Annotated in this window: 13 protein-coding genes; 10 read left to right on the top strand and 3 right to left on the bottom strand. The window is 68.1% G+C overall.

What is annotated here, in order from left to right; translation table 11 throughout:
* Nucleotides 1–11: 11 nt before the first annotated feature.
* From ACYX7E_RS12275 to ACYX7E_RS12285, 3 genes are all read left to right on the top strand, one after another.
* Complete coding sequence (locus tag ACYX7E_RS12275) at nucleotides 12–1259, top strand: DUF6519 domain-containing protein (RefSeq protein ID WP_462080871.1); 1248 nt, start codon at nucleotides 12–14, stop codon at nucleotides 1257–1259.
* Nucleotides 1260–1464: 205 nt separating this feature from the next.
* Entirely contained in the window at nucleotides 1465–2010 is a 546-nt protein-coding gene (locus tag ACYX7E_RS12280; RefSeq protein WP_462080872.1) for a bactofilin family protein, read from the top strand.
* Nucleotides 2007–2390 carry a hypothetical protein gene (locus tag ACYX7E_RS12285; RefSeq protein WP_462080873.1) on the top strand — a complete coding sequence of 128 codons (384 nt, stop codon included), beginning with the start codon at nucleotides 2007–2009 and terminating at the stop codon, nucleotides 2388–2390. The genes ACYX7E_RS12280 and ACYX7E_RS12285 overlap by 4 nt, the downstream gene beginning before the upstream one ends.
* A gap of 63 nt (nucleotides 2391–2453) precedes the next feature.
* Here ACYX7E_RS12285 and ACYX7E_RS12290 read toward each other — a convergent pair whose 3' ends face one another.
* Genes ACYX7E_RS12290 through ACYX7E_RS12300 form a run of 3 tightly spaced genes read right to left on the bottom strand, consistent with a single transcriptional unit; the run spans nucleotide 2454 to nucleotide 4794 of the window.
* Nucleotides 2454–2693 (bottom strand): DUF6587 family protein, encoded by a 240-nt coding sequence (locus ACYX7E_RS12290; RefSeq protein ID WP_462080874.1) that lies wholly within the window; start codon nucleotides 2691–2693, stop codon nucleotides 2454–2456.
* Nucleotides 2694–2695: 2 nt separating this feature from the next.
* Nucleotides 2696–4552 (bottom strand): ferrous iron transport protein B, encoded by a 1857-nt coding sequence (gene feoB / locus ACYX7E_RS12295; RefSeq protein WP_462080875.1) that lies wholly within the window; start codon nucleotides 4550–4552, stop codon nucleotides 2696–2698.
* On the bottom strand, nucleotides 4549–4794 hold the full coding sequence (locus tag ACYX7E_RS12300) for a FeoA family protein (RefSeq protein WP_462080876.1): 246 nt from the start codon (nucleotides 4792–4794) through the stop codon (nucleotides 4549–4551). The genes feoB and ACYX7E_RS12300 overlap by 4 nt, the downstream gene beginning before the upstream one ends.
* A gap of 117 nt (nucleotides 4795–4911) precedes the next feature.
* On the opposite strand from ACYX7E_RS12300, the gene ACYX7E_RS12305 reads away from it, so the two are divergent.
* The 7 genes from ACYX7E_RS12305 (at nucleotide 4912) to yeiP (ending at nucleotide 13170) form a co-directional block, all read left to right on the top strand.
* On the top strand, nucleotides 4912–5700 hold the full coding sequence (locus ACYX7E_RS12305; protein ID WP_462080877.1) for an enoyl-CoA hydratase-related protein: 789 nt from the start codon (nucleotides 4912–4914) through the stop codon (nucleotides 5698–5700).
* A gap of 2 nt (nucleotides 5701–5702) precedes the next feature.
* Complete coding sequence (locus tag ACYX7E_RS12310) at nucleotides 5703–6119, top strand: VOC family protein (protein ID WP_462081018.1); 417 nt, start codon at nucleotides 5703–5705, stop codon at nucleotides 6117–6119.
* Nucleotides 6120–6126: 7 nt separating this feature from the next.
* The gene (locus ACYX7E_RS12315; RefSeq protein ID WP_462080878.1) at nucleotides 6127–8121 is read left to right on the top strand and encodes an acetyl/propionyl/methylcrotonyl-CoA carboxylase subunit alpha; all 1995 of its coding nucleotides are present in this window, start codon (nucleotides 6127–6129) and stop codon (nucleotides 8119–8121) included.
* 2 nt (nucleotides 8122–8123) lie between these two features.
* Nucleotides 8124–9038 (top strand): hydroxymethylglutaryl-CoA lyase, encoded by a 915-nt coding sequence (locus ACYX7E_RS12320; protein WP_462080879.1) that lies wholly within the window; start codon nucleotides 8124–8126, stop codon nucleotides 9036–9038.
* Nucleotides 9035–11641, top strand: a complete 2607-nt coding sequence (locus ACYX7E_RS12325) for a sensor domain-containing protein (RefSeq protein WP_462080880.1) — start codon at nucleotides 9035–9037, stop codon at nucleotides 11639–11641. The genes ACYX7E_RS12320 and ACYX7E_RS12325 overlap by 4 nt, the downstream gene beginning before the upstream one ends.
* A 26-nt stretch (nucleotides 11642–11667) precedes the next feature.
* Nucleotides 11668–12438: an SDR family oxidoreductase gene (locus tag ACYX7E_RS12330; RefSeq protein ID WP_462080881.1), complete on the top strand. Its 771-nt coding sequence runs from the start codon at nucleotides 11668–11670 to the stop codon at nucleotides 12436–12438.
* Between the two features lie 165 nt (nucleotides 12439–12603).
* Entirely contained in the window at nucleotides 12604–13170 is a 567-nt protein-coding gene (gene yeiP / locus ACYX7E_RS12335) for an elongation factor P-like protein YeiP (protein WP_462080882.1), read from the top strand.
* Nucleotides 13171–13217: the final 47 nt, after the last annotated feature.

Below are 13217 nucleotides of genomic sequence, written 5' to 3' on the forward strand. Positions count from 1 at the left end.
GTCCGGTTGCCATGCCCGCCGACATCTCCCGTGACAGTTTCGACGCACGCAAGGGCTACGCCTCGGTGCTGCTGCAGCAGGGCCGCATGCTGACGGATGCGGACTGGAACGAGCAGGCAGCGATCATGCAGCACGCGCTGCGCCTGCTCAGCCGCGACCTGTTCGGTACGCACGCAGTCCCTCCCCACGCCCCCGCCGACAGCTTCAGGATCGATGCCGTCGCGTGCTCGATGGGACGGATCCACGGACGACTGCTCCCTGGGCGCTACTGGGTGGACGGCATTCCCTTCGAGGCCCAGGCGCCATCCGCGTTCGCACTCGATGATCCCGGCACGCTGACCATGCTGGTCATGCTGCAGGCCAGCCAGCAGGAGATCGCACCCTGGCAGGATCCGGCACTGCTCGATCCCGCGCTGCAGGATGGGAATGGCCACCTGCGCACGCGCTGGCAATGGCAGCTGTCCCTGCTGCCATGCGATGCCCCGATCGACACCCATGCCTGGCCGGCCACTCCCGATCGCGGGCGCATGCGTACGCGCCTTCAGCAGGGCCATGACGCCCCTGACGACATCCCCACCGCAACCGGCTATCGGGGCATCGACAACACGCTGTACCGCGTGCAGATCCTGCGCGGCGGCGATGGGCACGTGGCTCCCACGTTTGCATGGGCGCGTGCCAATGGCAGCCAGCAGCAAATCCTGCGCGAGTGGATCGCGCAGTCCGATGGCCGTCTGCATGTCGAACTCGACGCCCCGGACGCTCTCGACGGCGCACGGGTCGGCGAATGGGTGCGATTCGTGCATGCCTCCGCGAGCGCGCTGGCGTTGCTGCAGGTGGTCTCAAGCGACGGCCAACGCATGGTCCTGCAACCGGCCGAGGGGACTTCGGCAGGCGACTATCCGCTCGACGGCCCGGCCCGCCTGCAGCGCTGGCATCACGCTGGCAGCGCGGCACATGGCGGCGGCGTCGCCATTGCGCCGGACCGCTGGTTCGCACTGGAACACGGCATCGAGATCGCGTTCGAGGCCGGCACGCCGTTACCTGCCGACGACTATTGGCTGATCCCGGCACGTGCCGGCGCCAGCCTGACAGGATGGGGGGACGACACCCCGCAACCCGCACATGGTCCCCAGCGCGTGCAAGCGCCACTGGCCCTGCTCCAGCGCGATGACCCCGACGCCGCGGCAATCTCGTGCATCGACCTGCGCTGGCAGGTCAGGCTGGAGCGAACACCCGCGGGAACGACACCACCCGCATAGGCAGTCGGGCGCGCGTCGAGACCGCATTCGAACCTCAACCGCCAGATTGTAAAAACGTCGTAAACCATTGGCGGACTCGGGTATTGTGTGAGCGTCGTCACAGCAAACCGTCACAATGGCCCGCTAGGCTCGGTGGAGCTGCATATCCCCTGTAGCCGGCTGGGCCGGCTGCGCAGACCCTTCCCCTGTTCAGGAGCTCCGACGCATGGCGATCTTCCCGCAAAGCCCCCCGAAGAAGGATGCACCCTCCTTTGCCGCGGACACCCCGCCGGTCCTTCCGCGCGAGGCGCCACCCGTCACCGATTTCAACCCGACCCAGGTCGCGCCGCCGCGTCCGGCCCCGCCGACGCAGTCGCAGCCGGAGCTCAAGGAATCGCTGATCGCCGCCGACATCACCATCGAGGGCAAGATCGAGGGCAGCGGCCATGTCCGCATCGCGGGCAAGTTCAAAGGCGACGTCAACGTGCAGGGCAACCTGCGCATCGAGAGCGGCGCCAAGCTCAGCGGCGGCGTGCGCGCCAAGCAGGTCGTCGTGGCCGGTGAGCTCGAAGGCAACATCGAATCGGCATCATTGGTCGAACTGCTGGATTCGGCGGTGCTGGTCGGCGACGTCAAGGCCGGATCGCTGACCGTCGCGGCAGGCTCCAAGATCCGTGGCCACATCGAGACCGGCTGGGACAGCAAGGATGCCGCCAAGCGCGACGGCGCTGCCAAACACGACACCAAGGCGGAGGCCGAGCTCGCTTCATGAGCACGGCGCGCCCGGGGACCGCAGGTGCCACGCGCACCTGCCCGCACTGCAAGACCACGATCCTGGAAAGCGCGGCGCGCTGTCCTTCGTGCATGCATTACCTGCGTTTCGATGCGACCACCACGCCCGGTGCGCCTGCACTGAAGACCACGACGGCGCTGCAGGTGGAAGGCAACATCCGCCACCCTGCGGAAGGCGGCGCCTGGGAATACGCCGTGGTGCTGGTGATCCGCGACGACGAAGGCAAGGAGATCAACCGGCAGGTCGTCGGCGTGGGCGCGCTGTTTGCCGGCGACGAACGCAGTTTCCAGTTGTCGGTCGAAGTCACGCCGACCAACGACATGCGCCGCCCACCGACCAAGCGCGGCGGACGCCACTAGACGCGCATCACGTCCGCAAGGGATACCCGGTTCGCGAGCGGTCCGGCGCGTGCCAGCAGGCGTTTACCTGCAGCTGTCGCAGCCGCCGCAGGCCTTGCCCGTGGCCAGCGGGATCGGCGCGATCCACTGGCCCAGCGTCCGCATCCAGGCCGGGCGTCCGTCGCGCAGCAGCCGGCGCGCGAGCCCGATGCGCGCATTGCGCAGCGATTGCGGCGCGTACTTCCGGAACACGACGAACGCGCTGAGCAGCACCGCGACCGCGACGATCGCGTACTGCAGCAGCAGGGCGCCGCCGGTCGTCATCCTCAGCCTCCGCCGAGCGCCACGGCGACCTGGTAGGTCACCAGTGACGCCAGGTACGCCAGCGCGAACAGGTAGCCGGCATTGATCGCCATCAGGCGCCATGAATTGGTTTCGCGCTTGATCGTCGCCCAGGTCGACAGGCACTGCGGCGCGTAGATGAACCACACCAGCAGCGACAGGCCGGTCGCCAGCGACCAGCCGTCGGTGATGATCGGCGTCAACGCCTGCGCGGCGGCTTCATCGTCGGCAGCCGACAGCGCATATACGGTCGCCAGCGATGCCACCGCCACTTCGCGTGCGGCCAGGCCGGGAATCAGCGCGATGCAGATCTGCCAGTTGAAGCCCAGCGGCGCGAACACCGCGGCCATCGCATGGCCGATCCTGCCGGCGAAGCTGTAGTCGATCGCGGCGCCGGTCGCGCCTTCGGGCGCTGCCGGGAACGACAGCAGGAACCACAGCAGCACGGTCAACGCCAGGATGATGCCGCCAACGCGCTTGAGGAAGATCATCGCGCGTTCGTAGAGGCCGATCGCCAGGTCGCGCAGATGCGGCAGGCGATACGACGGCAGCTCCAGCATCAGCGCGTGCTCGCTCTTGTCGCGCCGCCATTTCTTCATCACGTACGACACCGCGAGCGCGCTGAGGATGCCGGCCAGGTACAGGCCGAACAGCACCAGCCCCTGCAGGTTCAACACGCCCCAGACCTGCTGCTGCGGGATGAACGCGCCGATCAGCAGGGCATATACCGGGAGCCGCGCCGAGCACGTCATCAGCGGCGCCACCATAATCGTCGCGATGCGGTCGCGCGGATCCTGGATCGAACGCGTGGCCATGATCCCGGGGATCGCGCAGGCGAAGCTGGACAGCAGCGGGATGAACGATCGGCCCGAAAGACCGGCGCCCTTCATCAGGCGGTCGAGCAGGAACGCCGCGCGTGGCAGGTATCCCGATTCCTCCAGCGCGAGGATGAAGAAGAACAGGATCAGGATCTGCGGCAGGAACACGATCACGCCGCCAAGGCCGGCGATGATGCCATCGGCCAGCAGGCTGGTCAGCGGGCCATCGGGCAGCGTCGCCTTGACCCATTCGGCGAGCGCGCCGCTGCCCCCATCGATCAGGTCCATGACCGGCGTCGCCCAAGCGTAAACCGCCTGGAACACCAGGAACATGATCGCCGCCAGCGCGATCAGGCCGAACACCGGATGCAGCAGCCACCGGTCGAGCACGTCGTCGATCTTCGCGGTGCGCCGCGGCATCGTCACCGCCGCCGCCAACAGCGCGCGCGTGCGTGCGTGCAGGTCGGAACCCGCCGGCAGCGGACCCGGTGCCGCCGGCACGTGCGCGACCATCCTGGCCAGTTGCTCGAGCAGGTCCTTCGCGCCGTTGCGACGGATCGCGATGGTCTCCACGACCGGCACGCCGAGTTCGCGCTCCAGCGCCGCACGGTCGATGACGATGCCGCGACGCGCGGCGGCATCGGCCATGTTCAGCGCGACCACCATCGGCTTGCCCAGTTCGCGCAGTTCCAGCACGAAGCGCAGGTGCAGGCGCAGGTTGGTGGCATCGACCACGCAGACCAGCACGTCTGGCGCGGCCTCGCCCGGGTAGAAACCCCGGCAGAGGTCGCGGGTGATCGCTTCGTCGAGGCTCGCCGGCTGCAGGCTGTAGGCGCCCGGCAGGTCGAGCAGTGCCCAGCGTTCGCCCTGTGGGCCAAGGATGCGGCCTTCCTTGCGCTCGACGGTGACGCCAGCGTAATTGGCCACCTTCTGCCGGCTGCCGGTCAGCAGGTTGAACAGGGCCGTCTTGCCCGAGTTCGGATTGCCGACCAGCGCAAAGCGCGGTTCTGCGAGCGCGGTCATGCGCCGTCTCCCATACGGACCAGGACGCGCTCGGCTTCGCTGCGACGCAGGGCGAAGCGCGTGAAACCGATCTGGACCAGCAAGGGGTCGCCGCCGAACGGCGCGGACGTCATCACTTCGACCGGCTCGCCGTCGACAAATCCCAGTTCATGCAGGCGGCGCGCGATCGCATCGCGCGCTCCCCTGTGTTCTATCCGATCGACGATTGCTGGCGTACGCCGAGGCAGCTGGCAGAGGTTCAAGTGGGCGCGCTATGAATGGGAATTGTTATCGATATTTTATACTCTTATATCTGGTATGCGCAGTTAGGGGAAAGCCGAGTCGCTATGATGCGGCCCTGCCCCTGCTCCGGAGTCGCCATGCCAGATGCCCTTTCGATCGAACGCAGCGGGGCCGTGGCCCGGATCCGGATGCAACGCCCGGAACTGCACAACGCATTCGATGCCGGCCTGATCGCGTCACTGACGTCGGCGCTGGGCCAACTGGGTGCGGACACCTCGGTCCGGGTCGTGGTCGTGGAAGGCGCTGGCGCTTCGTTCTCGGCAGGCGCCGACCTCAACTGGATGCGCGCCATGGCCTCGGCCAGCGAGGCCGACAACCGCGAGGACGCCCTTGCCCTCGCCCGCCTGATGCGCACGCTGGACGAACTGCCCAAGCCGACGATCGCGCGTGTGCACGGCGCGGCCTTCGGCGGCGGTGTCGGCCTGGTCGCCTGCTGCGACATCGCCATCGGCGTGCCCGAGGCGAAGTTCGGCCTGACCGAAAGCAAGCTCGGACTGTTGCCTGCCGTGATTTCGCCGTATGTCATTGCCGCGATCGGCACGCGCCAGGCACGGCGGTGGTTCGCGACCGCCGAGATCTTCGACGCTGCGCGCGCGAAGGACATCGGCCTGCTGCACGATGTCGTGGCTGCCGATGCGCTCGATGCCGCGGTGGATCGCCAGATCGCCTTGCTGCTGAAGGCCGGTCCGGTCGCCAGCGCCGCGGCCAAGCAACTGGTGCGGCACGTGGCGGCCCTGCATGACCGCGACCGCATCGACCAGGACAACGCGGCGTTGATCGCTGCATTGCGGGTCTCCGCGGAAGGCCAGGAAGGCTTGACGGCCTTCCTCGACAAGCGCGCGGCCGCATGGAGCGCGTCCTCGTGACGGTGCTCGACCATGTCGGCATCCATGTCGCCGACCTCGCGCGCAGCAGCAGGTTCTACACCGGGGCATTGGGCGCACTGGGCCATGCCCTGGTGATGTCGCTGGACGGCAGTGCGATCGGCATGCCCTCGCAGCACGGCTTCGGTCGCGACGGCAAGCCCTCGTTCTGGATCATCGAGGCCGCCGCTCGCGGTGGTCCTGACGTCCATGGCAACCCCGTGGGCCAGGGCAGCCATATCGCGTTCACCGCCCCCGATCGCGCCGCCGTCGATGCCTTCCATGCCGCGGCGATCGCGGCCGGTGGACGCGACAACGGGCCACCCGGCCTGCGTCCCCACTACCACCCTGCCTACTACGGCGCGTTCGTCCTCGACCTGGACGGCAACAACATCGAGGCGGTCTGCCATGTCGCGGAATGACCAAGCAATGTTCGACAAGATCCTGATCGCCAATCGCGGCGAGATCGCCTGCCGGGTGATCCGCAGCGCGCGCAAGCTGGGCATCCGCACCGTCGCGGTCTACTCCGAAGCCGACGCCGATGCCCAGCACGTGCGCCAGGCCGACGAGGCCTACCCGATCGGCGGACCACGCCCGCAGGAAAGCTACCTGCGCGGCGATGCCATCCTCGAGGTCGCGTTGCGCAGCGGCGCGCAGGCGATCCATCCGGGCTACGGCTTCCTCAGCGAGAACGCCCATTTTGCCGACGCGGTCGAAGCGGCCGGGCTGGTCTTCATCGGCCCGTCGGCGGCGTCGATGCGCAAGATGGGCAGCAAGGCCGGCGCCAAGGAGCTGATGCAGGCGGCCGGCGTGCCGGTCGTGCCCGGCTACACCGGCGAGGACCAGTCGCAGGCGGTGCTGGCGCGCGAGGCGGCACGGATCGGGTTTCCGCTGATGATCAAGGCCGCCCACGGCGGCGGCGGCAAGGGCATGCGCATCGTGCGCGGCCTCGATGAGTTCCTGCCCAATCTCGAAAGCTGCCAGCGCGAGGCAGCCAACGCCTTCGGACGCGACCGCGTGCTGCTGGAGCGCTACATCAGCTCGCCGCGGCATATCGAGATCCAGGTCTTCGGCGACCGTCAGGGCGATGTGATCCACCTCAACGAGCGCGAGTGCTCGGCGCAGCGCCGCTACCAGAAGGTCTTCGAGGAATCGCCATCGCCGTTCCTGACCCCGGCCCTGCGCCAGGCCATGGGCGAGGCCGCGGTGATGGCCGCGCGCGCGATCGACTATGCCAATGCCGGCACCGTCGAGTTCATTGTCGATCCCGAAGGCCAGTTCTACTTCATGGAGATCAACACCCGCCTGCAGGTCGAGCATCCGGTGACCGAGCTGGTCACAGGGCTGGACCTGGTGGAGTGGCAGCTGCGCGTCGCTGCCGGCGAGGCGCTGCCGATGCAACAGCAGCAGGTGCAGCAGCAGGGCCATGCCATCGAAGTGCGCCTGTATGCCGAGGATCCGGAGGCAGGCTTCCTGCCCGGCTCGGGCAAGCTCAAGCGCCTGCGTTTCCCGGAGCCGTCGCCGCAGGTGCGCATCGATTCGGGCGTCATCGAAGGCGATACCGTCACGATCTTCTACGACCCGATGATCGCCAAGCTCATCGTCCACGACGCCGATCGCCCGCGCGCCCTCGCCCGGCTGCGCGAGGCGCTGGCCGACTGCGTCATCGACGGCCCGAAGTCCAACATCGGCTTCCTCGAGCAGCTGGTCCGCCATCCGGTCGTCGTCGAGGGCCGCATCGATACCGGCTACCTCGACCGCCATCTCGAAGAATTCGTTCGCGTGCCGGCACTGGACACCACGCTGCTCGCCGCGGCGAGCGCCGGCTTCCTGCTCGCGCACGAGCGCGACAGCCGCGATCAGGCCAGCGCGTCGAGCGATCCGGGCTCGCCCTGGGCGATCGCCGACGGCTGGCGGCTCGGTCATGCCGGCCAGCGCCGGCTGGCCTTCCTGCACCGCGGCGAGCGCATCGCCCTGACCGCGCACGGCGCCGCCGGCGAGTACCGGATCGAATACGACGGCACCACGGTGACGATCAGCGGGGCACGGCTGGATCGGGATATCCTGTCGGCGCGCGTGGACGGGCGTGCCGTCCGCGTGGTGCTGCGACTGGACGCGCAGCGGCTGGATGCCCACGATGGTGAACAACGGCTGGTCCTCGAACCGGTGCCGGCCTACCAGGCCAGCACCGCCGGGGACGCCGCCGGCGACGACCGCGTGCGCGCGCCGATGCCAGGACGTATCGTGGCGGTCAAGGCCGCGGTCGGTGACGGGGTGGTCGCCGGCCAGGAACTGCTGGTCATGGAAGCGATGAAGATGGAACTGACCCTCAAGTCTCCACGCGAGGGCAAGATCGCCGAGATCCGCGCGCAAGCGGGCGAATTCGTCGAGGCCGATACCGTCCTCGTGATCCTGGAGTCCTGAACGTGTCGTTTTCCAGCAAAACCCCTGCCAGCGTCCGCATCGTCGAAGTCGGCCCGCGCGACGGCCTGCAGAACGAAAAGACCATCGTCCCGACGCAGACCAAGATCGAACTGATCAACCGTCTGTCCAGGACCGGCCTGCGCACGATCGAGGCGACCAGCTTCGTCAGCCCCAAATGGGTGCCGCAGCTGGCCGACGCCAGCGAGGTCTTTGCCGCGATCGACAAGCCCGAAACGATCAGCTTCCCGGTGCTGGTGCCCAACGAACAGGGCTACGCCCGTGCCCTGGCGGTCGGCGTGCGCGAGATCGCGGTGTTCACCGCGGCCTCCGAGGCCTTCAACCGCAAGAACATCAATGCCGGCATCGACGAGTCGCTGCAGCGCTTCGCGCCGGTGCTCGAGCGCGCCCGCGCCGATGGCATCGCCGTGCGCGGCTACGTCTCCACGGTGCTGGGCTGCCCCTACCAGGGCGAGGTCGCACTGGTGGACGTGGTCCGCGTGGCCCGCCGCCTGCACGACATGGGCTGCTACGAGATCTCGCTGGGCGACACCATCGGCGTCGGCACCCCGGTCAAGGCCCGGGCGATGCTGCAGGCCGTGGCCACCGAGGTCCCGATGGCCGCGCTGGCGATCCATTTCCACGATACCTACGGCCAGGCGCTGGCCAATATCCTGGCTTGCCTGGAGGATGGCGTGGCCGTCATCGACGCGGCCGTGTCCGGCGCGGGCGGCTGCCCGTACGCCAAAGGCGCCAGCGGCAATGTATCCAGCGAGGATGTGGTGTATATGCTGCAGGGTATGGGGATCGACACGGGTATCGACATCGCGATGCTGGCCGAGACCGGCCGCTGGCTGGCGGGCGTGCTCGGCCGCGAAACCGGCAGCCGCGTCGGCAAGGCGCTGGAGTCGCCGGGATGAGCCTGCCGTCGCCGCCGGAAACGGCCGCGACCCTGCCCGACGACGATGGTCGGGCAGCGCTGCTGTCGTCGCTTGCGACGGCCAGCAGCGACCCGGCACTCCCCGAACAGACCCGCGCCTTGTTCGCCCAGGCGCACGCATCGCTGCAATCCGCGCTGGAAGACGCACGCACGGCCTACCTGAGGTACGTCGCGCTGTTCGACGCGGTGCCCGACCCGGTCAGCATCCTCGATGAGCACGGCATCGTGCTGGACCTCAACAAGGCCGGCATGACCGCCTATCGGCGTTGTCGCGACGAGATCGTCGGCAAGCCGATCGAACTGCTCAATCCCGACCTGCCCAAGGATCACCTGCAACCGGTCTGGGAAACCATCCGCCGCGGCGAAACCTACGTCATCGAAGTCACCAACATGCGCGGCGATGGCACGCGCTTTCCGGTGGAGGTGCACAGCGCCGGCTTCAAGCACGACGGCCGCGACTGCCTGGTCGCGGTCGCGCGCGACCTCAGCGCCCGCCGCGATGCCGAGGTGCGCTACGGGCAACTGCTGGAAGTGATCGACAAGGGGGTGCTGGTGCAGGACGCGCACGGCGCGCTGGTCCAGGCCAATGCCGCCGCGATGCGCATCCTGGGCGCCGAACCCCACCACGATTTCCGCGACTACCTGCGCCCCGAAGACTGGAACATCGTCAACGAGGCCGGGCACCGCATCCCGCTCGACGACCTGCCGACGATCCGCACGCTGCGTACCGGCATGGCGATGCAGAGCGGCGTGCTGGGCCTGTACCACAAGCCCGAGCGCCGGTTGCGCTGGCTGTCGGTGTCCACGGTGCCGCTGTTCCCGCCGGGTGGCAAGACGCCCAAGCAGGTGCTGGCGTTCTTCAGCGACGTCACCGCGCTCAAGCGCGACAGTGCCCTGTTCGACCGCGCGCAGGCGCTGGCGCACATCGGCGGCTGGGAGTGGGAAGTCGAGCGCGACGCGCTGTACCTGACCGAGGAAGCCATGCGCATCCTCGGCGGGCCGACGCTGCCGACCTCGATCAATACCCTGCTCGAACGCCTGTGCGCACCCGACCGCCAACGGCTGCAGGACGCGCTGCGGCTGACCATCGGCGCCGGCTCCACGCTGGACCTGGAAGTCCAGGGCACGCGCGACGACGGCCGCCTGTTCTGGATCCGCATCATCGGCCAGGTCGAAAGCGGGCAATCGGAAGTCATCAGCATCACCGGCACGCTGCAGGACACCACCGAACGCAAGCAGGAACAGGAAATCCTGCGCCTGCGCGCACGCACCGATCCGCTGACCGGGCTGTTGAACCGCGAAGCGATCCTGATGGAGCTCGGCGCGCGCATGGAGGACCCGGACGCGCGCCTGGCCGTGCTGTACATCGACCTCGACCGCTTCAAGATGGTCAACGACGTCCTCGGCCATTCGGCGGGCGACGAACTGCTGATGACCGCCGCCCACCGCATCAGCCAGGCGGTCGGCAGCCAGGGCTTGATCGCCCGTTTCGGCGGCGACGAATTCCTGGTCATCTGCGCCACCGCCGACGATCCCGACCGCCCGGTGAAACTGGCCGAAGCGATCATCGAATCGTTCACGCTGAGCTTCCGTTTCGACAAGGAAGAATTCTCGATCACCACCAGCATCGGCATCGCCTCGGCGCCGCGCGATGGCGATCGCCCGCAGCAGCTGATCCACAACGCCGATGCGGCGATGTACGACAGCAAGCGGCGGATCCGCAACGCCTGGCAGATCTACACGCCCGAACTGGCGCAGTCGCAGCAGGACCGCCTGCGCGTCGAGAGCCAGCTGCGCCGCGCGGCCGACAACGACGAGTTCCGCCTGGTCTACCAGCCACAGATCGACCTGCAGCACGGCGGCATCGTCGCCGCCGAAGCGCTGATCCGCTGGCAGAACCACCAACTGGGCGAAATGCGCCCCGACCATTTCATCGGCCATGCCGAGAGCACCGGCGACATCGTGCGCATCGGCAACTGGGTGCTGCGCGAGGCCTGCAGGCAGGTCGCGCAATGGCGCGACGACGGCCTGGGCATCATCCGCATCGCGGTCAACGTGTCCTACCGCCAGTTCCTGGGCGAGGACCTGGCCGAAAGCGTGCGCAGCGTCCTCGCCGAACACGGCCTTCCCGGCGAAGCGCTGGAACTGGAATTCACCGAGCGCGTGCTGATCGAAGACGCGCCGGAAACCCTGCGCACGTTCGCAACGCTGCGCCAGTTGGGCGTGATGCTGACGATCGACGATTTCGGCGAAGGCTACAGCGCGCTGAACTACCTGCGCCGGCTGCCGATCCATGGCCTGAAACTGAGCCAGCTGTTCGTCGCCGGCGTCCCCGGCAACCAGTCCGACGTCGCGGTCTGCCAAGCCGTGACCGGCATCGCCCGCAGCCTGGGCCTGGGCCTGGTCGCGGAAGGCATCGAATCGGAAGCGCAACGGCGCTTCATGGTCGAACTCGGCGTCCCGGTCGGACAGGGCTTCCTGTTTTCGCCGGGTCTTCCGCCCGAGGAATTCGCGCGCCGGGTCCAGACCCATCGCAGCCTGATCGCCAGCGGCGACGTCGGCATTGCCGAGCAGGTAAAATAGCCCTTTCGCCATCCGCAGGGCCTGTCATGCAACCCGATCAACTCCGCGCCATCATCACCGGTGGCGTCTCAGGCCTGGGCCTGGCCGTCGCGACCCGCGTGGTCGCCAACGGCGGCAAGGTCGCCCTGTTCGACGTCAACGACGACAAGGGTGCGGCCGCGGTCGCGGCACTGGGTGCGTCGCAGGCGCAGTACTTCCGCACCGACGTTACCAGCGAGGCCGAGGTCGCCGCCCATGTCGACGCGGCCAGCGCGTTCCTCGGCGGGCTCAACGCCGCGATCAACTGCGCCGGCATCCTCGGCGCCGGGCGCGTGTTGGGGCGTGAGGCGGCCATGCCGCTGTCGACGTTCAGCACGACGGTCATGGTCAACCTGGTCGGCAGCTTCAACGTCGCCAAGGCAGCGGCGGCCGTGATGCAGCACAACGCGGCCGGCGACGACGGCGAGCGCGGCGCGATCATCAATACCGCCAGCGTCGCCGCCTACGAAGGCCAGATCGGCCAGGCCGCGTACTCCGCATCCAAGGGCGGCGTGGTCGCGATGACGCTGCCGATGGCGCGCGAACTGGCCCGCTTCGGCATCCGGGTCAACACGATCGCACCCGGCATCTTCTGGACGCCGATGGTCGACGGCATGCCCGACGAGGTGCAGAAGTCGCTGGCGGCGTCGATCCCGTTCCCGTCGCGCCTGGGCCAACCCGAGGAGTTCGCCGACCTGGTCGCCTACATCCTCGGCAATCGCTACATCAATGGCGAGACCATCCGCCTCGACGGCGCGGTCAGGCTGGCGCCCAAGTAGCCGGGAATCGGAAAACGGGAAGCGACGAGCGGGAAGCAGGCATGGCGACGGCAGTTCACCGGCATTCCCGACCTTCCGGCTCCTGCACTGTCCGCTCCCGATCTACCGGCTCCAGCACGTCTGCCCTGTCCCTCCGATTTCCTACAACCGATTCCCGGTACCTACATGAAAGCCAACGAGATCAAGAAAGGCAACGTCGTCGAGCACAACAACGGCGTGTACCAGATCCGCGACATCGAGCGCAGTTCACCGCAGGGTCGTGGCGGCAACGTGCGTTTCCGCTTCACGATGTATTCGGTGCCCGGCGGCAACAAGACCGAAGCCAGCTTCGATTCCGATGACGACCTGCGCGAAGTCGAGCTGTCGCGCCGCCAGGCGAGTTTCTCGTACAAGGACGGGGACGCGTTCGTGTTCATGGACGACGAGGACTTCACGCCCTATGCGCTGGACGCCGACGTGGTGGGTGACGGCGCCGGCTACATCACCGATGGCCTCGGCGGTTGCTACGTGCAGATCATCGACGATGCGCCGGTCGGCCTGCAGTTGCCGCAGACCGTGGTGCTGGAAGTGGTCGAAACCCCGCCGGAACTGAAGGGCGGCACGGCGACCAAGCGTCCCAAGCCCGCGCGCCTCAACAGCGGCATCGAGATCCAGGTCCCCGAGTACATCGCCAACGGCGAGCGCGTCTGGGTCAACACCACGACCGGCGAGTTCAGCGGTCGCGCGGACTGACGGGGTGTGACGCAAAGGGGGTGACCTGGCAGGCGCTCCCTTGATGG

The organism is Luteimonas sp. RIT-PG2_3 (assembly GCF_054902115.1).